Source organism: Streptomyces sp. NPDC096013 (assembly GCF_044763565.1).
Taxonomy (GTDB): domain Bacteria; phylum Actinomycetota; class Actinomycetes; order Streptomycetales; family Streptomycetaceae; genus Streptomyces.
The window spans coordinates 19,650-40,300 of sequence record NZ_JBIWGK010000030.1; the positions used below are offsets into that span (position 1 = coordinate 19,650).

Genomic DNA, 20,651 nt, shown 5'->3' on the forward strand with positions numbered 1-20,651 from the left:
CTAACCTATTTATCCAAGATAGTCAATGAGCGTGGGCCCGTCTCAGAGCCCCAGCGACCGCCCGATGATCTCCTGCATGATCTCCGAGGTGCCGCCGAAGACCCGCTGCACCCGGCTGTCGCGCCAGATCCTGGCGATCTCGTACTCGTTGACGTAGCCGTAGCCGCCGAACAGCTGCATACAGCGGTCGATGACCTGCCAGCCGGTCTCCGACGTCCAGTACTTGGCCGCCGCGGCCTCCTCGGCCGTCAACTCGCCCTCGACCAGGGCCAGGATGCAGCCGTCCACATAGACGCGGGCGGCACCCAGCTTGGCCTTGATGTCGGCGAGGGCGAAGCGGTTGGCCTGGAACTCGCCGATCGGCTGCCCGAACGCCGTCCGGGTCCTGGCGTAGTCCAGTGCCAGCTCGAAGGCCCGCTCCGCGGCGGCCAGCGAGGAGACGGCGATGGCCAGGCGCTCGGTCGGGAGGTTGCCCATCATGTGGTGGAAACCGCGGTTCTCCTGCCCGATGAGGTTCTCGGCGGGGACGCGGACTTCGTGGAAGAAGAGTTCGGCGGTGTCCTGGGCCTTCATCCCGACCTTGTCGAGCTTGCGTCCGCGCTCGAAACCCTCGGCGTCGCGCTCGACGACGATCAGGCTGATGCCCCGGTGCCCGGCGGCCGGGTCGGTCTTGCAGGCGACGATGACCAGGTCGGCGAGGATGCCGTTGGTGATGAACGTCTTGGACCCGTCGATCACCCACGCGTCGCCGTCCCGGCGGGCGGTGGTGCGGATGGCCTTGAGGTCGGACCCGGCGGCCGGTTCGGACAGGGCGAGCGCGCAGATCGTCTCGCCGCTTGTCACTCCGGGCAGCCAACGGGCCTTCTGCTCAGGGGTGGTGAGGTTCATCAGGTAGGGCGGGACGACGTCGTTCTGGAGCCCGAGCCCGATGCCGACCGAGCTGGTGGCCGCCATCTCCTCCGCCATGATGGCGTTGTAGCGGAAGTCCCGGATGCCCTGGCCGCCGTACTCCTCGGGGAACTCCCAGCCGATGAGTCCGGCCTTGCCCGCCGCCGCCCAGGCGGCCCGGCTCACCTGCCCGTCCCGCTCCCACTGCTCCGCGTAGGGCGCGCATTCCCGCAGGTAGTAGGCGCGGGCGGTGTCCCGGAACTGCTCGTGCTCCTCGGTGAAGATCGTACGGCGCATGCTGGACTCCGCTCAGGCATCTCGCTTATTTAGCTGAAGTAGTTATACGATAGCGCTGTATCGGCAGTCGGGCGAGGGAGGGCGCGTGAGCGTACGGGACAAGGTGGCACTCGTCACCGGAGCGGGCCGCGGCATCGGCGAGTCGATCGCCGACCGGCTCGCCGCCCAGGGAGCCGCCGTCGCCGTCTGCGACCTGGACGCCGAGGCCGCCGCCAAGGTCGCGGGCCGGCTCACGGAGCGGTACGCGGTGCGCGCCACGGGAGTCGGGGCCGACATCTCCGACAGCGCGGCCGTCCACGCGGCCGTGGAGCGCGTGAGCGTCGAACTCGGCCCGGTGGACGTGCTGGTGAACAACGCGGCGGTCGATGTCATCGGCCGGTTCGTCGACAGCGACGAGGAGACCTGGGACCGGATCATCGCCGTCAATCTACGCGGCACGATCACGATGACCCGGGCCGTCCTCGACCCGATGATCGAGCGGGGCGGGGGCCGGATCGTCCACATCGCCTCGGACGCCGGCCGGGTCGGCTCGTCCGGCGAGGTCGTGTACTCCGCGACCAAGGGCGGTGTCATCGCCTTCGGCAAGGCCCTCGCGCGCGAGACGGCCCGGCACGGCATCACCGTGAACTGCGTCTGCCCGGGTCCCACGGACACCGCGCTGCTCGGCCAGGTCGCCGAGTACAGCCAGAAGATGTACGACGCGACGGTCCGGGCGATCCCGCTGCGCCGCGTCGCCCGGCCCGCCGACATCGCCGGTGTGGTGGCCTTCCTCGCGTCCGACGACGCCGCCTACATGACCGGGCAGACGCTCTCGGTCAGCGGCGGACTCACGATGGTCTGAGGTGAGCACCGTGCTGCGTGTCGAACTCCGCGACAGAATCGCCGTGTTGACGCTCGACCGGCCGGAGCGGCTGAATTCCGTCGGGTCCCGGACCGTGGCCCTGCTCACCCGGGCGCTGGACGATCTGCGGGACAACGACGACGTACGCGCCCTGGTGGTGACCGGATCGGGCCGGGCGTTCTCGGCCGGGGCCGACCTCGGTGAGATCGAGTCGTTCACGACGCCCTGGCAGTTCCGTGCCTTCGTGGAGCGGCTGACCGACGCGTTCGCGCTCCTCGAGGAGTTCCCCAAGCCCTCGGTGGCGGCCGTCCACGGGTTCGCGTTCGGCGGCGGCCTCGAACTGGCCCTCGCCTGTGACCTGCGGGTCGCGGAGCACGGCACCCGGCTCGGCCTGCCGGAGATGAAACTCGGCGTGCTGCCCGGCGCGGGCGGCACCCAGCGGCTGCCGCGGCTGATCCCGCCCGGCGTCGCCAAGCAGATGATCCTCACCGGCGAGCCGATCGACGCGGAGCGCGCGCACGCGCTCGGTCTCGTCAACGAACTCGCCGAGCCCGGCGCGGGGTTGGCCGCCGCCGAGACACTGGCCCGCACGCTCGCGGCCGGCGCCCCGCTGGCCCTCGCGGCGGGCAAGCGACTGGTCGACCACGGTCTCGGGATGCATCTGGAGGCCGCGATCTCCTACGAACGCGAGACCGTCGCCGTGCTGTTCGCCACCGAGGACCGGGCCGAGGGCCTGAAGGCCTTCCGGGAGCGCCGCCCCGGCGCCTTCCGCGGCGAGTAGCGGGCCCACCGACGAGACAGCGACAAGCAGGGAGGTGGGCCATGCGGCCACTGGAAGGCATTTCGGTCGTCGAACTGGGCATGTGGGTGGCGGCTCCGGCCGCGGCCACCATGCTCGCGGACTGGGGCGCGGACGTGGTGAAGGTGGAGGCGCCGACCGGCGATCCCAACCGCTACACGCTGCGCCATGTCGGCCAGGACATCGACAGCGCACCCCCGTTCGAAACCGACAACCGCGGCAAGCGCGGAATCGTCCTCGACCTGCGCGCACCGGACGGCAAGGCCGTACTGGAACAACTGCTGGAGCGCGCCGACGTCTTCGTCACCAACCTCCGCCCCGGCGCGCTGGAACGGCTGGGCCTGGCCCCGGACGAGCTGCGGGTCCGCCATCCCCGCCTGGTCGTCGGCACGTTGACCGGCTACGGCTGGACGGGCGCCGAACGCGACCGTGCCGGATACGACGTCTCCGCCTTCTGGGCGCGGCCCGGCATCGCCGCCATGCTCAACCCGGCCGGGGAGCCACCACCCGGTATCCGCCCCGGACTTGGTGACCGTACGGCCGCGGCCAATCTGGTGGCCGGTGTGCTGGCCGCGCTGCTGCGCCGTGAACGCACCGGCGAGGGCGGTGTGGTGGACGTGTCGCTGCTGCGGTCCGGCACCTACGCCAACGGCAATGACCTGGCCCTTCAGAACTTCTTCGGCCGACGCGGCCGGACCCGCCCGCGCACCGAGCACGAGTCGCCGCTCTACAACTGCTACCGGGCCGGCGACGACCGCTGGTTCTGGCTGGTCGGTCTGGAAGGCAGCCGGCACTGGCCCGGCGTCGTCAAGGCGCTCGGCCGGGACGACCTGGGGAGCGACGAGCGGTTCGCGACGGGCAAGGCCCGGCGGGCCCATGTACGCGAACTGATCGCCGAGTTCGACGCGGTCTTCGCGAGTCGGCCGCTGGCGGAATGGGCCGAACGGTTCGACGCCGAGGGCGTGTGGTGGGCACCGGCGCAGACCCTGGCCGAGGTATCGGCCGATCCGCAGGCCGAGGCGGTCGGCGCGTTCGTCGAACAGCCCGGCATGGGGAGCGCGCCGCCACTGCGGACGGTGGCGACACCGGTCGCCTTCTGGGGCGTGGACGACAAGCCTCGCAGCGGCGCGCCGACGCTGGGCGAGCACACCGACGAAGTACTCGACGAGTTGGGCCGAACAAGGAGGTAGGTCGTGGGCATCCTCGACGACAAGGTCGCCATCGTGACCGGCGGCGGCAGGGGGCTTGGCCGGGCGCACTGCCTGGCCCTCGCCGAAGCCGGCGCGACCGTGGTGGTGAACGATCTCGGCGCGGGCATCCACGGGGAGCGGACCGGCGACTCCCCCGCCGACGAGGTCGTCGCCGAGATCACCAAGCTCGGCGGGCGGGCGGTCGCCAACCACTCCTCGGTGACGGACTGGGCGGCGACCGAGTCCATGGTCGCGGACACGGTCGCGGAGTTCGGCCGCCTCGACATCGTCGTGAACAACGCGGGGATCGTGCGCGACCGCATGCTGTTCTCGATGACGGAGGCCGAGTTCGACACCGTGATCGCGGTCCATCTCAAGGGCACCTTCGCGCTCACCCGGCACGCGTGCGCGTACTGGCGCGAGGCCTCGAAGCGGGGTGAGCACATCACCGGCCGGGTGATCAACACGACGTCGGGGACCGGTCTGTTCGGCAACCAGGGACAGTCGAACTACGGCGCCGCGAAGGCCGGCATAGCCGGACTCACCGTGCTGACGGCCCTGGAGATGCGCAAGTACGGCGTCACCGCGAACGCGATCTCGCCGATCGCCGCGACCCGGATGACGGACGGCCTGGCCGTCGGCGCCGGTCTTGAGGCCGCCGACGGCTTCGACCCGCGCGACCCCGCCAACGCCTCGGGCGTCGTCGTCTACCTGGCCTCCGACAGCGCTGCCTGGCTGACCGGCCAGGTCCTGCGCATCGAGGGCAACCGGCTGAACCGGCTCCAGGGCTGGACCATCGCCGCCGTCCACCCCAGCGCGTCGGGGCAGGCCCTCACCTACGACGAACTCGTGGACGCCGTACCGCAGTTGTACGGTGCTGTGCCCGCCGGGCGGGCCACGGGAGCCGGTCAGTGAGGGAGCGGGGGCACGACATCGCCGCGCTCGTCCTGCGCGCGACGCTCGGCCCGATGCTCTTCGCGCACGGCTGGAACAAGGTCGCCGGACCGGGCGGGCTCAAGGGCACGGCGGGCTGGTTCGAGGCGCTCGGTCTGCGGCCCGCCGAGGCGCACGCCCGGATGGCCGCCGGAACCGAGATGGCGGCCGGTGCCGGTATCGCGCTGGGTGCGGCCGGTCCCCTCCCGGCTGCGGCAGCTGTGGGGCTGATGACCGTGGCGGCCCGCACCGACCATCGCGGCAAGGGGTTCTTCGTCTTCAAGGGCGGCTGGGAGTACGTGGGTGTCGTGGGCGGCGCGGCCATCGCCCTGGCGGCACTCGGCAACGGCCGGTACTCGCTCGACGGACTGACGGGCCGTCAACGTGCGGGCCTGAAGCCCGCGTTGGTGGCGGCGGCGCTCGGAACGACGAGTGCGGCGGCGCTGCTCGCCCTGTGTTACCGGCCCGCACACGAGCCGCGAGAGACAGATGACTGATCAGACAGGGAGTCGACATGGACGCGGCTGACTTCAGCGCGGTGCTGTCCGAGGTCCGGCGGTTCGTGCGCGAGCGCGTGGTGCCGCTCGAAGCCGAGATCGACGAGAAGGACGAGATGCCCGCGGACATCCGCGAGGCGGCGAAGAAGATGGGCCTGTTCGGGTTCGCGCTGCCCGAGGAGTTCGGCGGACTGGGCCTGTCCATGTACGAGGAAGCCCGGTTGATGTTCGAGCTGGGATACACCACCCCTTCCCTGCGCTCGATGTTCGGCACCAACAACGGCATCGCCGGGCATGTCCTGATGGTCGGCGGCACGGAGGAACAGCAGGCGGTCTGGCTGCCGAGGATCGCCTCGGGCGAGGTCCTGGCGTCGTTCGCGCTGACCGAGCCGGACGCCGGTTCCGATCCCTCGACGCTGACCACCAGGGCGCATCGGGACGGCGGGGACTGGGTGATCAACGGTGCCAAGCGGTACATCACCAACGCCCCGCTCGCCGACGTCTTCATGGTCTTCGCCCGCACCGACCCCGACGCCCCGCGCACCCGCGGCATCTCCGCCTTCCTGGTCCCGGCCGGCACCCCCGGTCTCACGGTGGCGCCCAAGGACCACAAGATGGGCCAGCTCGGCGCCTGGACCGCGGACGTGTTCTTCGACGACGTACGCGTACCGGCGTCCGCACTCGTGGGCGGCGAGGCCGGGCTCAACCGAGGGTTCTCCACGGCTATGGGCTGCATCGCGCACGGCCGGGTGCACATCTCCGCGCTGATGGTCGGCATGGCCGAGCGCCTCGTCGACGAGTCGGTGGCCTACGCGAGCACCCGCAGGCAATCAGGGAAGCTCATCGGCTCCTTCCAACTCGTCCAGGGGCTCATCGCCGACTCGCAGACCGACTACTACGCCGGCCGCGCCACCGTCCTGGAGGCCGCCCGTGCCTTCGACGCGGGTACGGACACCAAGATCGGGCCGTCCTGCACGAAGTACTTCGCCAGCGAGATGGTGTGGCGGGTCGCGGACCGCGCGGTCCAGGTCCACGGCGGCGCGGGTTATATGCGCGGGGTCGCCGTCGAGCGCTTCTACCGCGACGCCCGGCTGTTCCGGATCTACGAGGGGACGAGCCAGATCCAGCAGGTCATCATCGCGAAGGCGCTGCTGGGCGAAGCGGCCAGAGGCTGAGCGGTTCGAAAACGAGGAAGGCCCCGGAGCGACCCGGGGCCTTCCTCGTTCTCGAACCGCTCAGATCCCGAGCCGGTCCAGCAGCCGCTCGTGATACACAGCCGGGCCGCCGAACAGCAACTGCGAGGACTTGGCGCGCCGGAAGTAGAGATGGGCCGGATGCTCCCAGGTGAAGCCGATGCCGCCGTGGACCTGGATGTTCTCCATGGCCGCGAACAGATACGCCCGTGAGCAGCACGCGTGGGCCACGGCCGCGGCGACGGGGAACTCCGGGGAGTCCTCGTCGGCCAGCCGCGCCGCCTCCCGGGAGGCCGCCTCGGCCAGTTCCACCTGGACGAGCATGTCGGCGCACTTGTGCTTGACCGCCTGGAAGGCGCCGATCGGCCGGCCGAACTGCTGCCGGGTGCGCGCGTATCCGGTGCTGGTCTCCAGGCATCTGCGGGCCCCGCCCGACTGCTCGGCGGCGAGTGCGACCGACGCGATGTCCAGCACCTTGGCCATGGTGCGCCCGCCGGCCCCGTCCGTGCCGACGAGCGTCGCGGGCACGGCGTCGAGGGTCAGCCGGGCCATCGCCCGGGTGGCGTCCAGGGTCTCCATCGGTTCGGCCGTCAGTCCGGTGGCGTCCCGGTCCACGGCGAAGAGCGTGGGGCCGGCGACCGTGCGGGCGACGACGAGGACCAGATCGGCGGTCGTCCCGTCGATGACGAAGGACTTGCGGCCGCTCAGCTTCCAGGCGCCGGCCCCGTCCGGGACGGCGCGCGCGGAGATCAGGGCGGGGTCCCAGGAGCCGCTGTCCTCGGCCACCGCGAGGGCGGCCGACGTCGAGCCGGCCGCGATGCCCGGGAGGTACCGGGCACAGGCTTCCCGGTCACGGGAGGCGAGCAGTGCCTGTGCCGCGAGGACGACGGTCGAGAAGAAGGGGGCGCACAACAGGACGCGGCCCATCTCCTCCAGTACGACGCCGAGTTCGACCAGTCCGAAGCCGTCGCCGCCGTACTCCTCGGGGATCACCAGTCCGGGCAGCCGCAGTTGGTCGGCCGCCTGGGTCCACACCGCCGGGTCGAAGCGCGGCTCGCTCTCCATGAGTTTGCGCACGGCTTCCTCGGGCGACTTGGCGGCGAGGAACTCCCTCACGGACAAACGCAGTTCCCGCAGTCCGGTGTCGTCGGCGGTCATGACCGCACCTCCTTGGGCAGTCCGAGGACGCGTTCGGCGAGGATGTTCTTCATGATCTCCTCGGTGCCGCCGAGGATGCGCAACGCCGGTGTGGCGAGGAGGAGTTCGGACCAGGCGTAGGTGCCCCACTGTCCGGTGTCGGCGACGATCCGGGGTCCGAGCACGTCGGACACGAAGTGCGCGGCGCGGGTGAGGTTCTGGCCGTACATCAGCTTCGACACCGACATCTCGGGGCCCGGTGTGCCCCCGGCCCGCAGGGTGCGCAGGGCGCGGGAGTTGAGGTGCCCGGTGGCCAGGGTGTCCACGAGGAGTTCCGCGAGGCGGGCGCGCAGGGCGCGGTCGTCCCAGGTCCAGGTGGCCCGCATCAGGGCGGAGAGGTGGTCCGGGGAGAGGGCCGCGGCGACCGGTCCGGCGCCTTCGCTGCCGACGGTCGCGCGTTCGTTCATGAGGGTGGTCAGGGCCACGGTCCAGCCGCCGTCGACGTCGCCGAGCCGGTGGTCGTCGGGGACGCGGACGTCGGTGAGGAAGACCTCGTTGAAGTCCGCGCCGCCGGTCATCTGGCGCAGTGGCCTGACCTCGACGCCGGGTGCGTCCATGGGGACCAGGAAGGCCGTGATGCCCCGGTGTTTGGGCGCGTCCGGGTCGGTGCGGGTGAGGGCGAGGCCGATGTGGCTGTGCTGGGCGACCGAGGTCCACACCTTCTGGCCGTTCAGCACCCAGCCGTCGCCTTCGCGGACCGCCCTGGTGGCGACGCTCGCCAGGTCGGAGCCCGCACCGGGTTCGCTGAACAGCTGGCAGGCGATGGCGTCCCCGCGGTACATCGCGGGCAACCAGCGGTCTTTCAGGGGCTGTTGGGCATGCGCGAGGATCGTCGGTCCGATCATGCCGAGGCCGATCACGCTGAGCACGCCGGTGTCGGCGACGTCGTACTCGGACTCGACGGCGTCGTAGAGCAGGTCGTGGACGGGGGTCAGGCCCCGGCCGCCGTACTCGGGTGGGCCGGTGATCCAGCCGAAGCCGTTCTCGTGGCGGACGCGCTGCCAGTCGCGGGCCCGGCGCACGTGCTCCCGCTCCTCCTCGGGCGGGAGGCTGCTGAAGTACGCCATCGAGTCGTCGCCCTCGCCCCAGGTGAGGGCGGTGCGTTCGGGGGTCTTCGGCGCGTGGGCGTCGAGGAAGCGCCGCACCTCGGCGGTGAAGTCCCGCATGTCCTGTTCCATGAAGGTCCCTGTGCTCTCAGGTCGAGAGGATCGTCACCGCCGACACGCCGGGCGCGCCGTACAGGTGGGTGTAGCCGACGTGGGGTGTGCCGGGGATCTGCCGGTCGCCCGCCGTGCCGCGCAGTTGGAGGACGATCTCGTGGATCTGGCGGAGCCCGGAGGCGCCGATCGGTTCGCCGTTGCCGAGGAGTCCGCCGTCGGTGTTGACGGGGAGCCTGCCGCCGATCTCGGTGGCGCCCTCGGCGATGAGACGTTCCTGTTCGCCGTCCTTGCAGAGGCCGTTCTCCGCCATGTGGATGACCTCCGATCCGGCGTCGGTGTCCTGGAGTTGGGCGATGTCGACGTCCTCGGGGCCGATCCCTGCCCGTTCGTAGGCCTCCCGTGAGGCGTCCACGGTCGGGCTCTGCACGAGCTCGCCGACCGGGAAGGACGGGCTCTGCACCTCGAAGGCGCCGAGCCGGCGGCTGCGCAGGGCGGTGGACCGGACCCGCACCGGTTTCCCGGTGTACTTGTGGGCCTGGTCGGCCCGGCACAGCACGAGAGCCGCGGCCCCCTCGTCGGGGCCGCAGTACATGAACTGGCGGAGGGGGTGGTTGAGCACCGGCGACGCGAGAACCTCCGCCGGGGACAAGGGAGTTCGGCGCCACGCCTTCTCGTTCCGAGCCGCGTTGCCGAAGTTCTTGGCCGCCACCCGCGCCAGCGTCTCGTGGGAGATGCCGTGGTCGTGCATATAGCGGTTGATCTTCATGCCGAAGAAATGGGTGGTGAGGAAGAGACCGGTCTGCCCGTACCAGGCGGGGATGCCCGCCACGGACGGGTCGGCGGCGAACGCCCCGCGCGGATGCTTGTCGAGGCCGATCGCGATGGCCAGGTCGTGCTCGCCGGTCTCGATCGCGCGGGCGGCCAGCGCCACCGCCGTACCGGCCGTGGCGCAGCCGTTGAACACCCCGCGCAGGGGGACGCCGGTCAGGCCGAGCCTGCCGACGATGGCGTCCGGGTTGGCGACCTCATAGCTTCCGATGTAACCGCCCTGGATCTGCGGCCAGTTGACGCCCGCGTCGGCGAGCGCGAGGCGGACCGCGTCCGCGCCCATGTCCAGGGCCGGCTTTCCGGGGAACCGGCCGAAGGGGTGCAGCCCCACGCCGATGATGACGGCCTCGGTCACGGTGTCTCCTCCTCAGCGGGGGCGAACGCGAACGTGACGACCTCGGTGCCGTCGTCCCGCACGGTGTAGGGCAGCAGCGTCAGCCGCATCCGCTGCCCGATCCTGAGCTTCTCCGGGTCGTGCTCGGTGAGGCGGGCCTCCACCAGCAGTTCGCCGGGGAGTTCGATGTAGCCGACCGCGTACGGCTCGAAGGTCTCGGGCCCGTCGTACGGCGGTGACGGCGGCCGGAAGTCCTGGGTGGTGTACGTCCAGAGGGTCCCCTGGTCCGCGAGCAGCCGTTCCTTGGCATCGGTGCTCGCGCAGCGCACGCAGTCCGGGGCGGCGGGGAAGCTCACCAGGCCGCAGGCGGTGCATTCGGAGCCGATGAGGCGGAGGGGTGCGGTGTCGTCGGGCGGCCAGGTGAACAGGCCTTCCGCCACCGGGATTTGGGAGGTCGTCATCTCATGCTCCGTTCCGGTTGCCCAGCGCGTCGGCGTTCGGGGCCGCCTTGGCCACCAGGTTCGGGACGACGGAGGTCAGTTCCTCGTGGGTCCAGCGTGATTCCGCGCTCGCGCCGGGGCCGTTGACCCAGCCTTCGAGGACCGTCACACGGTTGCCGACGACGCCGAAGACCCGGCCGGTGACCTCGCGCGAGGCGGCCGAGCCGAGCCACACCACGAGCGGCGAGATCGCTTCGGGGGTGAGGTCCTGGGCCTCGGCGGCCTGTTTCATCATCGCGATGTCCTCGGTCAGCCGGGTCAGCGCGGTGGGTGCGATGGCGTTCACCGTCACGCCGTAGCGGGCGAGTTCGGCCGCCGCGATGAGGGTGAGGCTCGCGATTCCGGCCTTGGCGGAGCCGTAGTTCGACTGGCCGGGGTTGCCGAAGATGCCGGAGGGAGAGGTGGTGTTGATGACCCGTGCGTCGTTGTCGTGGCCGGACTTGGCGCGCTCGCGCCAGTAGACGGCGGCGTGGTGCAGGGTGGCGAAGCTGCCCTTGAGGTGGACGGCGAGCACGCTGTCCCAGTCCCGCTCGGTCATCGACACGATCATCCGGTCACGCAGGATGCCCGCGTTGTTGACCAGGACGTCCAGGCCGCCGTAGGTGTCCACGGCCTGCCGGACGAGCCGTCCGGCACCCTCCCAGCCGGAGATGTCGTCCGTGTTGGCCACGGCCTCGCCACCGGCCGCGACGATCTCGTCCACCACGGTCTGCGCCGGTCCGGCCGAGGCACCACCGCCGTCGCGCGCACCGCCCAGGTCGTTGACCACGACCTTGGCGCCTTGCGCGGCGAAGGCCAGGGCGTGGGCCCGGCCGATGCCGTTGCCGCCGCCTGTGACGACCACGATCCGGCCGTCGACCACTCCTTCGGACATCCTCAACTCCTCGCTGGTGAAAGCTGGTTGGCCTCGGCGAACAGAACCCGCGGGTCGTCGCTGCCGCACCCGCACCGGCCGGTGACGACCCGGCCCACGACACCGAGCGGTGTCTCGGCGAGCGGCGAACCGCGCCCTTCCGCCGCCGCGACGGTCAACTGCCCGTCCCGTTCGCCGATCCGCCACGCGGCGGCGTCGACATGCGCGCCGGCGCGCTCGGTGCACTCGATGGCGAGGGCCGGCCCCAGCGGTGCGAGCACACAGGCGGACACGCCCACGGCGTGCAGCAGCGGTACGGCGGTGGGCCGGGCGAGGACGACGGACGTGGAGCGGAACATCTCGCCGATGTCGGCGGCGCCGGAGAGTCCCTCCACGGTCTCGGCCGACAGACCGATCATCGCCTGGGGTGCAAGTTCCCGGTGGAAGACGGCGGTTCGGCGGTGGTCCCAGCCCATCGCCTCCGCGATCCCGTAGGTCACCCGCAGGGTGCGCAGCGCGCCGATCATCGCGTGGCACCAGAAGCCCTCGAACCCGGAGGCGGTGAGCACGGCCCGCCGGCCGGCGGCTAGTCCGTGTTCTCTCAACCGGCCCGCGATCCAGGCCGTGTCGTGGTCGATCTGTGCCCAGGTGAGGTCGGTCTCCCCGGTCCCGTGAGCGGTGGGGAAGCGTACGAGGTAGGCGAGTTGGGGCCGGTCGAGTTCCCGGGCGCGGGCGAGGGTGTCGGCGCGTGTCATCAGCGCTTCACCACCCGGGGGAACTTGGCGACGCTGGTCATGGTCCGCAACAGCTCTCCCTCGGTGCGCAGTTCGAGCATGGGCTCCACCCCGGTCCGGTCGTGCACGGCCCTGCCCAGCCGTCCGGCCAGAGCGTCGACGTCGCCGGTGATGTCGGGGTCGTAGCCGACGCGCAGCCGCAGTGCGTCGACCTCGCGCCGCTCCCGGACGATCTGGAAGACGCCCGCGACCGTCTCGGGCTGGTCCTCGACGGCCTGCCAGATGTCGGCGAGGACGACGGAGCGGCCCTGGACGACGGTTTCGTCGCCGCGCCGGCCGCCGACCCACATCCGGGCGTGGGTCCGGCCGCATCCGCACCGGTCCCGGGACATGCGGACCAGGTCCTCGCTGCGGTAACGGATCAGCGGGGCGGCCCGGTTGTCCAGGTCGGTGGCGACCAGTTCGCCGAGTTCGCCGTCCGGGACGTCGTGCCGGGGGTCCTTCTCCACATCCAGGCACTCGGCGAGGACGGTGTCCTCCCAGAGGTGGAAGCCGTCGTGCTCGCGGCACTCCCAGGCGGTGCCGGTGTCGGCCGCGCTGGTGTACTCGTAGACGTCGATGCCCCAGTCGTTCCGGATCCGCTCGCGCATCTTGCGGCTGAGCGGCTGGCCGGCGCAGGAGGCGCCCTTCAGCGAGGAGAAGGCTTCCTTGAGGTCGACCTTGTCGGCCAGGTGCTCCAGTTCGACCATGTGCGGATACATCATCTGGAGGTAGACCGGCCGGTACTCGCGGATGGCCTCGACGATCTCGCGCATCCGGCCGAGCCAGATGTCGACCTCGATCACGACGGCCCCGAGGGCCTGGTATCCCGGGTCCATGAGGTTGCGGAAGTTGCCGGCGGCGCTCAGCACCCGGTCCCCCGGCCGCAGCCCCAGCTCCCACAGGTCGCGCACCGACGCGGCCACCAGGGGCGGCGCGTCCTCCCAGATCTCGGCGAAGAACTCCGGATCGCCGGTGGTGCCCGAGCTGGAGGAGACGGAGGTCAGCTCCTCGGTCGGGACGCAGAGCAGCCCGCCGAAGGGATCGCCGGTGCGGGCCCGGTGGGCGCGCACCATGTCCTTGGTGATGAAGGGGATACGGGCCCGGAAGTCGTCCAGGGACCGGATGTCGCGCGGGTGCACCCCGTGGTCGTCCCAGAGTGCGCGGTAGAGGACGGAGTTGCCGTAGGCGTACTCGACGAGTTCCAGGACCCGCTCTTCCTGCCGCGCCCGCAACCGGTCGCGGGACATGGTCTCCACCTCTGGTTCGAAGTACCTGTCCCCGATGTCCCTGTCGACCATGACGCCTCCTCGCGGCTCAGCTGCCCAGATCTTCCAGCTATCAGCGCAATCAGTCAACCAATTCGACGGATTACAGGTGAGCTCTCGCGCCTGCCCGATCTATATAGTTAACTATTAGCACTCATTAGATCCCAGGAGGGGCATCGTGAAGATCGTTGTCTGCGTGAAGCACGTGCCCGACGCCACGGCGGACCGCACCTTCACCGAGGAGGGCACCGCCGATCGCGCGTCGGTCGACTCACTGCTGTCCGAACTCGACGAGTACGCGGTCGAACAGGCCCTGCGGATCGCGGAGTCGGCCCCCGACGCCGAGGTCTGCTACCTCACCGTCGGCCCCGACGACGCCAGGGACGCCCTGCGCAAGGCACTCGCCATGGGCGGCGACTCGGCGCTGCACGTGGCCGACGACGGCATCGAGGGCAGCGACGTGTTCGCCACCTCACTGGTGCTGGCCAGGGCGATCGAACGGCACGGCTTCGACCTCGTACTGTGCGGGATGGCGTCGACGGACGGCGGGGCGGCGGTCGTACCGGCGCTGCTCGCGGAGCGGCTCGGAGTGCCGGCCGTCACCCACGTCGAGGAGCTGGCGGTCCAGGGCGGCGCGGTGACCGGCCGACGCGAAGGCGACACGGCGACCGTACGGATCAGTGGCGACCTGCCGGCCGTCGTATCGGTCACCGACCGTTCCGGCGACGCCCGTTACCCCTCCTTCAAGGGGATCATGGCCGCGAAGAAGAAGCCGCTGGAGACCCTCACCCTCGCCGACCTCGGCATCGACGCCACGCAGGTCGGCCGCGCCGCCGCGAGGTCGGCGGTGGACACGGCGACCAGGCGTCCGCCGCGCACCAAGGGAGAACTCGTCACCGACGACGGGGCGGGCGGCATCGGCCTGGCCGCCTTCCTCACCGCCAAGAAGTTCGCCTGACCCGCCCCTTCCGCCGACCGCAGGAGCACAGCACCATGGCCGAGATCCTCGTACTCGTCGACCACCTGGACGGCACCGTCCGCAAGCCGACTCTCGAACTGCTCACCCTGGCACGCCGGTTGGGCGAGCCGTCGGCCGTCCTCGTCGGCCCCGGCACGGAACCCGCGATCGAGGCCCTCGGCCGGCACGGCGCGCACAAGGTGTACGTCGTGGACGCACCCGAGGCCGAGAACCTGCTCGTCACTCCCGCCGTCGACGCGCTCGCCCAGATCGCCGCCGACACCTCACCGGGGGCGATCCTGCTGCCGTCGAGCCCGGACGGCAAGGAGACCGCCGCCCGGGTCGCGCTGCGGCTCGGCTCGGGGCTGATCACGGACGCCGTGGACATCACGGCGGGCGGGGACGGCGGCCCGGTCACCGAGCAGTCGGTGTTCGCGGCGACGTACCAGGTCACGGCCCATGTCACTCGGGGCGTCCCGGTGATCACGGTCAAACCGAACGCCACCGCGCCCGAACCCGCGCCCGTCACCCCCGAGGTGGAGAAGCGGGACATCGCCTTCGGCCCCGCCGCCACCTCGGCGAGGATCGTCTCCCGCACGCCCCGTGAGCGCGGTGACCGTCCGGAGCTGACGGAGGCCGACATCGTAGTCTCCGGGGGCCGGGGTGTGAACGGCGCCGAGAACTTCGTCGTGATCGAGCGCGTCGCCGACACTCTGGGCGCGGCCGTCGGGGCGTCCCGTGCCGCCGTCGACGCGGGCTGGTACCCGCACAGCCACCAGGTCGGCCAGACCGGGACCCAGGTCTCCCCGCAGCTCTATCTCGCCGCCGGGATCTCCGGGGCGATCCAGCACCGCGCGGGCATGCAGACCTCCAGGACGATCGTCGCCGTCAACAAGGACAAGGACGCCCCGATCTTCGAACTCGCCGACTACGGCGTCGTAGGAGACCTCTTCCAGGTGCTTCCGCAGCTGGTCGAGGAGATCGAACGGCGGCGGAGCTGATCTCCATCCCCTCCCGGCCTTCCGCCTGGCGACCGAAACCACTAAAATCGCTAACTGATTACATCCATTGACCCGAAGGAGCGTCATGACGAAGATCTGGGTCAACTCGGGGGACTCCCATGTGATGGAACCCGACGACCTGTGGGTCCAGGCGCTGCCGCCGCGCCTCGCCGAGCGGGCGCCGCGCAGTGAGCGTGGCGACAAGTACGAGGTGCTGTACATCGACGGCGAACGCATCGACCGCCAGCTCAACGACTTCATGGACGCCATGCGCCCGCCGGGCGCCCGGGACCTCCAGGTCCGGCTGAAGGACCTGGACCAGGAGGGCGTCTGGGGTCAACTGGCCTTCCCCTCCATGGGGTTCTGGCTGGTGTCGATCACCGACCGGGAGCTGGCCAGGGAGACGGTCCGGGCCTGGAACGACTGGGCGCACTCCGAGATCCTCGGCCGCAACCAGCGGGTCATCACCCCCGCCTGCGTCTCCACCGCCGACGTCGACGACGCGGTCGCCGAGGTCGAGCGGGTAGCGGAACTGGGCTTCCAGTCGGTATTCCTGCCGTGCCAGACGCGGCCCGGCGAGGAGTACGCGCTCGACCGCTGGGAGCCGCTGTGGACGGCTGCCGAGCGGGCCGGTCTGGTGCTGGGCTTCCACATCGGCACGGGCGGCGAGAACGTAGTCTTCCGCGGGCCGGGCGGCGCGGTCGTCAACTACATGGAGACCACCTATCCCGGCATGCGGGTCGTGGCCCACATGGTCGCGGGCGGCGCGCTGGACCGGCACCCCGACCTGAAGATCCTCATCGCGGAGGGCGGCGCCGGCTGGGTGCCGGCCATCGGCGACCGGATGGACGAGGCCTACCGCCAGCACGGGATGTTCGTCCGCCCGAAGCTCAGCCGGCTGCCCAGCGAGATCATCAGGCAGCAGGTGTACGCCTCCTTCCAGCACGACAAGAGTTCGGTGGAGATCGTGGAGTCGACGGGCTACCGCAACGTGATGTGGGGCGACGACTACCCGCACCTCGAAGGCACCTACGGCCACACGCAGTCCACGCTGCACCAGCTGTTCGACGGAGTGCCCGCGGACATCCGCGAGCGCGTCACCCGCGGCACCTTCGACGAACTGTTCCGCCTGCCCGAGCGGACTCCCCAGGACGCGGCCGTCTGAGCGGGACCGACGGCGGCACACCCGTGACCACTCCCCCGTACCCCGAGGATCTCGAACGGCCCGGGCTCGTCAGGACCGGACGGTCGACCTTCGTCCGACCGGTCCGGCCGGAGGACGCCGACCGCCTGGTCGCCTTCGTCGGCGGACTGTCCCGGGCGACGCTGGCCTACCGCTCCCTCGGTCCGGTGGTCCGTGCCCGCGACGACGTGATCCGGCGCGGCGCCCACGTGGACTACCTCAACGAGCTGGCGCTCGTCGCCTTGGCCGGCGACGAGATCGCCGGACTGGTGCGCTACGTCCGCGACCCCGACGAGCCGGAGCACGCGGAGGTCACCTTCACCATCCGCGACGACCACCAGAGCGAGGGATTCGGCAGGCTGCTCCTGGAGCACATCGCCGCTGCCGCCCGCACCCGGGGCATCCGGGTCCTGGAGGCCGACGTCCTCGTCGACAACACCCGCATGATCAACGTCTTCCTCGACTCCGGCTTCCGGGTCGAGGCCGGTCCGCCCGGCCGGATCGTCCACTTCGAGATCGCCGTCGACCCGCAGGCCCAGGCCGTCGCCCGCGCAGAACGCCGCGAGCACACGGCCGTGCGGCGCTCCTTGCGCCCGTTGCTGGAACCCCGCTCGGTCGCGGTGATCGGCGCCAACCGGAGCCCCCTGACCATCGGGCACGAGATCGTGGCGAACCTGCTGCGGGGCGGTTTCCGCGGCACCGTGTTCCCGGTCAATCCGCGGGCCGAGCAGGTCGCCGGGGCGCGTGCGTACCCGAGCGTCGTCGCGCTGCCCGAGGTGCCGGACCTGGCGCTGGTCGCCGTACGGGCCGAGGCGGTGCCGGACGCGGTACGGGAGTGTGCCGAGGCCGGGGTCAAGGCGGTGGTCGTCGTCTCCACCGGCTTCGGGGAGACCGGCGCCGCCGGCCGGGCCACCGAACTGGAGCTGGCCCGCTTCGCCCGTGCCTCCGGGATGCGCCTGGTGGGCCCCAACTGCATGGGCGTGGTCAACACCACGCCCGCGGCCCGGCTCGCCGCGACCTTCTCGCCCGCGCTGCCCACACCGGGCCGGGTGGCGATGTCCAGCCAGTCCGGGCCGCTCGGCCTCGCCGTGCTCGACTTCGCCCGGCGACTGCGCCTCGGCTTCTCGGGCTTCGTGTCGGTGGGCCACGCCGTGGACGTCTCCACCAACGACCTGCTCCAGTGGTGGGAGGAGGACCCCGAGACCTCGGTGATCCTGCTGCACGTCGAGACCTTCGGCAATCCGCGCCGGTTCGCCCGCATCGCACGCCGGATCGCCCCGCGCAAACCGATCGTCGCGGTGCATCCGGGACAGGCGGACTCGGCGGTCGGTTCCCTCTTCGCCCAGTCCGGCATCATCCGCACCTCCAGCCTCCAGGAACTCTTCGACGTCGCCCTGCTGCTCGCGCACCAGCCGCCGCCACCGGGCAACCGCGTCGCCGTGATCACCAACGCGGGCGGCCCGGCCGCGCTGACCGTCGGAGCGTGCGAGGCGAGCGGACTGCGGGTGCCCGTCCTCGGCGAACACCTACGGCACACACTCCGCGCGGCGCTCTCGCCCCGCGCGGAGGTCACCAACCCGATCGACCTCACCCCCATGGCCACCGCCGCCGACTACCGCCGGGCGCTGGACGCCGTCCTGGCCGACGACTCCATCGACGCCGCCGTCGTCCTCTTCATGCCCCCGCTGGCGGACAAGCCCGACGAGGTCGCGGCGGCGATCCTCGACGCGGCCGAGAGCGCGCCCGGGAAGCCGGTGGTGGCGAGCTTCCTCGGTGGCGCGGGCGTCGCCGATCTCCTACACCGGGGCCAACTCGTCGTGCCCACCTACGCGTTCCCCGAATCCGCGGCGGCCTCGCTCGGCCACGCCGCCGCCTACCAGGCCTGGCGCAGCACCCCCGCGGGCGTCGTCCCGGACCTCCCGGGAATCGACACGGACCGGGCCCGCTCACTGCTCGCCGGGGGCGCTCCCGGACCTGTGCCGGCCAGGACCGCCGCCGACCTGCTGCACTCGTACGGCGTCTCCGTACGGGACACGGAGTCCGAGGGCCCGGACGCGTTCCTCTCCGTCCGCGCCGACCCGGTCTTCGGCCCGGTGATCGCGTTCGGCCTCACCGGGGACTACGCCGACCTCATGGCCGATGTCGCCCATCGGATCACCCCGCTCAGCGACCGCGACGCCCGCGAGATGATCCGCTCGCTGCGGGCGGCCCCGCTGCTGGACGGCAGGGTCGGCGGCCCGGGCGTGGACCTGGCCGCCCTGGAGGAGACCGTCCTGCGGATCTCCGCGATGGTCGAGGATCTGCCCGAGATCGAGTCGATGGACCTGCGCCCGATCCGGCTGCTGCCGCCCGGCGACGGCGTCGCCGTCGCCCGCGCGACGATCCGACTCGCCCACGACACAAGGAGAGGCGGCCCCTCATGAAGGTCGGCATCTACTTCGACATGCGCAATCCCCCTCCCTGGCGGCAGAGTTGGTCGCGTCTCTACGGATTCGCCCTGGAGATGTGCGAGGAGGCGGACCAACTCGGCCTCGACTCGGTCTGGTTCTCCGAACATCACGGCTTCGAGGACGGCTACCTCCCCCAGCCGCTCACCATGGCAGCGGCGGCAGCGGCCCGGACCCGCCGCCTCCGCCTGGGTACCGCGGTCATCCCCGCCCCCCTGCACGCGGCCCCCGAACTGGCCGAACAGGCCGCGATCGTCGACATCATCAGCGACGGCCGCCTGGACCTCGGACTCGGCACCGGCTACCGCGTACCCGAGTACCGGCTCTACGGCGGCGACCTCGCCAAGCGCTACTCCCTCACGGATCAGCGGGTCCGGGAGATCCGCGCCCTGTGGTCCGAATCCCTGGTCACCCCCGGCCCGGTCCAGGACCCGCTGCCGATCTGGCTCGGCTACCAGGGCCCGCAGGGCGCACGCAGGGCCGGCCGACTGGGCACCGGCCTGCTGTCCCTCAACCCAGCGCTGCTGACGCCGTACCGGGACGGACTCGCCGAGAGCGGCCACGACACGTCGATCGCACGGATGCAGGGCTCGTTCACCACGTTCGTCACCGACGACCCCGACGGCGACTGGCCGGTGGTGCGCGGACACCTGGCGTACCAGTGGGACAGCTACCGCCGGTACATGGTCGAGGGAACCGACCAGCCCGTCCCCCGCCCCATCGACCCCGAGAAGTGGCGCCGGACGGGACTACAGGCGACCGGCGTCGGCCAGTTCCTCTACGGCACCCCGCAGGACGTCGCCGAGGCGATCAGAGCGTACGTGGCGGGCCTGCCGGTCGACGGCGTGTTCCTGTGGGCCTCGCTGGCCGGGATGCCCGAGGAGATGGTGGCCCGCCAGGTCCGGCTCATCGCCGGGAAACTCCGTCCACTGCTCGCCGATGACTGACTTCCTGGAGCCGCCCCGCACCCCCGGCGGCGTGGCGCTGTGCGGCGCGTGCCGCGTGGCCGGTTCGTGCCGTCTGGGTGTCACGGGCGAGCGGCTCGACGAGGAGGGCGTGGCGGTCTTCGAGCTGACCTGCCCCCGCGACCAGGAGGGCGGTCCCCATGTCGCGCACGGCGGCTGGACGGCGGCCGTGCTGGACGACTGCCTGGGTCATATCCCTTTGCTGCACCGGGTGTTGAGCGTCACCGCGGAACTGAGCGTGAGTTTCGTGAAGCCGGTGCCGGTGGAACGACCGCTGGAGGTCCGCGCCCGAGTGGAGCGGCGTGAGGGCCGACGCTGGTACATCGCGGGCGAGCTGGTGCTGCTGCCGACCCGTGCCGTGCTGGCCCGGGCCTCCGGGATCTGGGTGACCCGCGACCGGGGCCACTTCGCACGGCACGAGACGTGGCTGGCTGGGCAACTGGGCTCGGACGGGGAAGCCGTCGACGCGGCTGCCCCGGACGGCGGGGGCCGGGGTCGGTAGGACCGCAGCCCCGGGCTCCCCGCGATGGGCGGGCAGCCCGCGGT

General features: G+C 71.4%; 20 protein-coding genes. 12 read left to right on the forward strand and 8 right to left on the reverse strand.

The window, feature by feature from the left end; all coding sequences use genetic code 11:
- Window positions 1-42: 42 nt before the first annotated feature.
- On the reverse strand, window positions 43-1,185 hold the full coding sequence (locus ACIRB1_RS45700) for an acyl-CoA dehydrogenase family protein (RefSeq protein WP_403469883.1): 1,143 nt from the start codon (window positions 1,183-1,185) through the stop codon (window positions 43-45).
- 85 nt (window positions 1,186-1,270) lie between these two features.
- Between ACIRB1_RS45700 and ACIRB1_RS45705 the strand changes: the two genes are divergently transcribed.
- The 6 genes from ACIRB1_RS45705 to ACIRB1_RS45730 are packed head-to-tail and all read left to right on the forward strand — an operon-like array spanning window position 1,271 to window position 6,620.
- A complete protein-coding gene (locus ACIRB1_RS45705; protein ID WP_403469884.1) occupies window positions 1,271-2,026 on the forward strand; it encodes an SDR family NAD(P)-dependent oxidoreductase in 756 nt (251 codons plus the stop codon).
- Window position 2,027: 1 nt separating this feature from the next.
- A complete protein-coding gene (locus ACIRB1_RS45710; protein WP_403469885.1) occupies window positions 2,028-2,807 on the forward strand; it encodes an enoyl-CoA hydratase/isomerase family protein in 780 nt (259 codons plus the stop codon).
- A 41-nt stretch (window positions 2,808-2,848) separates the two neighbouring features.
- Complete coding sequence (locus ACIRB1_RS45715) at window positions 2,849-4,015, forward strand: CaiB/BaiF CoA transferase family protein (protein WP_403469886.1); 1,167 nt, start codon at window positions 2,849-2,851, stop codon at window positions 4,013-4,015.
- A 3-nt stretch (window positions 4,016-4,018) separates the two neighbouring features.
- The gene (locus tag ACIRB1_RS45720) at window positions 4,019-4,930 is read left to right on the forward strand and encodes an SDR family NAD(P)-dependent oxidoreductase (protein WP_403469887.1); all 912 of its coding nucleotides are present in this window, start codon (window positions 4,019-4,021) and stop codon (window positions 4,928-4,930) included.
- On the forward strand, window positions 4,927-5,445 hold the full coding sequence (locus tag ACIRB1_RS45725) for a DoxX family protein (protein WP_403469888.1): 519 nt from the start codon (window positions 4,927-4,929) through the stop codon (window positions 5,443-5,445). The genes ACIRB1_RS45720 and ACIRB1_RS45725 overlap by 4 nt, the downstream gene beginning before the upstream one ends.
- 17 nt (window positions 5,446-5,462) lie before the next feature.
- Window positions 5,463-6,620, forward strand: a complete 1,158-nt coding sequence (locus ACIRB1_RS45730; protein WP_403469889.1) for an acyl-CoA dehydrogenase family protein — start codon at window positions 5,463-5,465, stop codon at window positions 6,618-6,620.
- Window positions 6,621-6,680: 60 nt separating this feature from the next.
- Here the strand turns inward: ACIRB1_RS45730 and ACIRB1_RS45735 are convergent, their stop codons facing one another.
- Genes ACIRB1_RS45735 through ACIRB1_RS45765 form a run of 7 tightly spaced genes read right to left on the reverse strand, consistent with a single transcriptional unit; the run spans window position 6,681 to window position 13,584 of the window.
- Entirely contained in the window at window positions 6,681-7,796 is a 1,116-nt protein-coding gene (locus ACIRB1_RS45735) for an acyl-CoA dehydrogenase family protein (RefSeq protein WP_403469890.1), read from the reverse strand.
- Window positions 7,793-9,013, reverse strand: coding sequence for an acyl-CoA dehydrogenase family protein (locus tag ACIRB1_RS45740; RefSeq protein ID WP_403469891.1), 1,221 nt, complete (start codon window positions 9,011-9,013; stop codon window positions 7,793-7,795). The genes ACIRB1_RS45735 and ACIRB1_RS45740 overlap by 4 nt, the downstream gene beginning before the upstream one ends.
- A 16-nt stretch (window positions 9,014-9,029) precedes the next feature.
- A complete protein-coding gene (locus ACIRB1_RS45745) occupies window positions 9,030-10,178 on the reverse strand; it encodes a thiolase family protein (RefSeq protein ID WP_403469892.1) in 1,149 nt (382 codons plus the stop codon).
- Entirely contained in the window at window positions 10,175-10,618 is a 444-nt protein-coding gene (locus ACIRB1_RS45750; RefSeq protein ID WP_403469893.1) for a Zn-ribbon domain-containing OB-fold protein, read from the reverse strand. Before ACIRB1_RS45750 ends, ACIRB1_RS45745 begins: the two co-directional genes overlap by 4 nt.
- Before the next feature lies 1 nt (window position 10,619).
- Window positions 10,620-11,531 (reverse strand): SDR family oxidoreductase, encoded by a 912-nt coding sequence (locus ACIRB1_RS45755; protein ID WP_403469894.1) that lies wholly within the window; start codon window positions 11,529-11,531, stop codon window positions 10,620-10,622.
- Between the two features lie 2 nt (window positions 11,532-11,533).
- On the reverse strand, window positions 11,534-12,265 hold the full coding sequence (locus ACIRB1_RS45760; RefSeq protein WP_403469895.1) for a hypothetical protein: 732 nt from the start codon (window positions 12,263-12,265) through the stop codon (window positions 11,534-11,536).
- Window positions 12,265-13,584: a phenylacetate--CoA ligase family protein gene (locus ACIRB1_RS45765; protein ID WP_403469896.1), complete on the reverse strand. Its 1,320-nt coding sequence runs from the start codon at window positions 13,582-13,584 to the stop codon at window positions 12,265-12,267. The genes ACIRB1_RS45760 and ACIRB1_RS45765 overlap by 1 nt, the downstream gene beginning before the upstream one ends.
- A 163-nt stretch (window positions 13,585-13,747) precedes the next feature.
- On the opposite strand from ACIRB1_RS45765, the gene ACIRB1_RS45770 reads away from it, so the two are divergent.
- The 6 genes from ACIRB1_RS45770 to ACIRB1_RS45795 all read left to right on the forward strand — a co-directional run bounded on the left by ACIRB1_RS45770 (window position 13,748) and on the right by ACIRB1_RS45795 (window position 20,607).
- Window positions 13,748-14,509 carry an electron transfer flavoprotein subunit beta/FixA family protein gene (locus ACIRB1_RS45770; protein ID WP_403469910.1) on the forward strand — a complete coding sequence of 254 codons (762 nt, stop codon included), beginning with the start codon at window positions 13,748-13,750 and terminating at the stop codon, window positions 14,507-14,509.
- A 35-nt stretch (window positions 14,510-14,544) separates the two neighbouring features.
- Entirely contained in the window at window positions 14,545-15,510 is a 966-nt protein-coding gene (locus ACIRB1_RS45775) for an electron transfer flavoprotein subunit alpha/FixB family protein (protein ID WP_403469897.1), read from the forward strand.
- A gap of 85 nt (window positions 15,511-15,595) precedes the next feature.
- Window positions 15,596-16,675 carry an amidohydrolase family protein gene (locus tag ACIRB1_RS45780; protein WP_352181733.1) on the forward strand — a complete coding sequence of 360 codons (1,080 nt, stop codon included), beginning with the start codon at window positions 15,596-15,598 and terminating at the stop codon, window positions 16,673-16,675.
- A gap of 23 nt (window positions 16,676-16,698) precedes the next feature.
- Window positions 16,699-19,116, forward strand: a complete 2,418-nt coding sequence (locus ACIRB1_RS45785) for a GNAT family N-acetyltransferase (protein WP_403469898.1) — start codon at window positions 16,699-16,701, stop codon at window positions 19,114-19,116.
- Window positions 19,113-20,087 (forward strand): LLM class flavin-dependent oxidoreductase, encoded by a 975-nt coding sequence (locus tag ACIRB1_RS45790; protein ID WP_403469899.1) that lies wholly within the window; start codon window positions 19,113-19,115, stop codon window positions 20,085-20,087. The genes ACIRB1_RS45785 and ACIRB1_RS45790 overlap by 4 nt, the downstream gene beginning before the upstream one ends.
- On the forward strand, window positions 20,080-20,607 hold the full coding sequence (locus tag ACIRB1_RS45795) for a PaaI family thioesterase (protein ID WP_403469900.1): 528 nt from the start codon (window positions 20,080-20,082) through the stop codon (window positions 20,605-20,607). The genes ACIRB1_RS45790 and ACIRB1_RS45795 overlap by 8 nt, the downstream gene beginning before the upstream one ends.
- The last annotated feature ends 44 nt before the right edge of the window (window positions 20,608-20,651 follow it).

Coding starts and splice junctions, on each gene's coding strand:
- ACIRB1_RS45700 (WP_403469883.1), bottom strand. CDS start 1,185: ATGCGCCGTACGATCTTCACCGAGGAGCACGAGCAGTTCCGGGACACC.
- ACIRB1_RS45715 (WP_403469886.1), top strand. CDS start 2,849: ATGCGGCCACTGGAAGGCATTTCGGTCGTCGAACTGGGCATGTGGGTG.
- ACIRB1_RS45730 (WP_403469889.1), top strand. CDS start 5,463: ATGGACGCGGCTGACTTCAGCGCGGTGCTGTCCGAGGTCCGGCGGTTC.
- ACIRB1_RS45735 (WP_403469890.1), bottom strand. CDS start 7,796: ATGACCGCCGACGACACCGGACTGCGGGAACTGCGTTTGTCCGTGAGG.
- ACIRB1_RS45740 (WP_403469891.1), bottom strand. CDS start 9,013: ATGGAACAGGACATGCGGGACTTCACCGCCGAGGTGCGGCGCTTCCTC.
- ACIRB1_RS45750 (WP_403469893.1), bottom strand. CDS start 10,618: ATGACGACCTCCCAAATCCCGGTGGCGGAAGGCCTGTTCACCTGGCCG.
- ACIRB1_RS45755 (WP_403469894.1), bottom strand. CDS start 11,531: ATGTCCGAAGGAGTGGTCGACGGCCGGATCGTGGTCGTCACAGGCGGC.
- ACIRB1_RS45760 (WP_403469895.1), bottom strand. CDS start 12,265: ATGACACGCGCCGACACCCTCGCCCGCGCCCGGGAACTCGACCGGCCC.
- ACIRB1_RS45765 (WP_403469896.1), bottom strand. CDS start 13,584: ATGGTCGACAGGGACATCGGGGACAGGTACTTCGAACCAGAGGTGGAG.
- ACIRB1_RS45775 (WP_403469897.1), top strand. CDS start 14,545: ATGGCCGAGATCCTCGTACTCGTCGACCACCTGGACGGCACCGTCCGC.
- ACIRB1_RS45780 (WP_352181733.1), top strand. CDS start 15,596: ATGACGAAGATCTGGGTCAACTCGGGGGACTCCCATGTGATGGAACCC.
- ACIRB1_RS45790 (WP_403469899.1), top strand. CDS start 19,113: ATGAAGGTCGGCATCTACTTCGACATGCGCAATCCCCCTCCCTGGCGG.
- ACIRB1_RS45795 (WP_403469900.1), top strand. CDS start 20,080: ATGACTGACTTCCTGGAGCCGCCCCGCACCCCCGGCGGCGTGGCGCTG.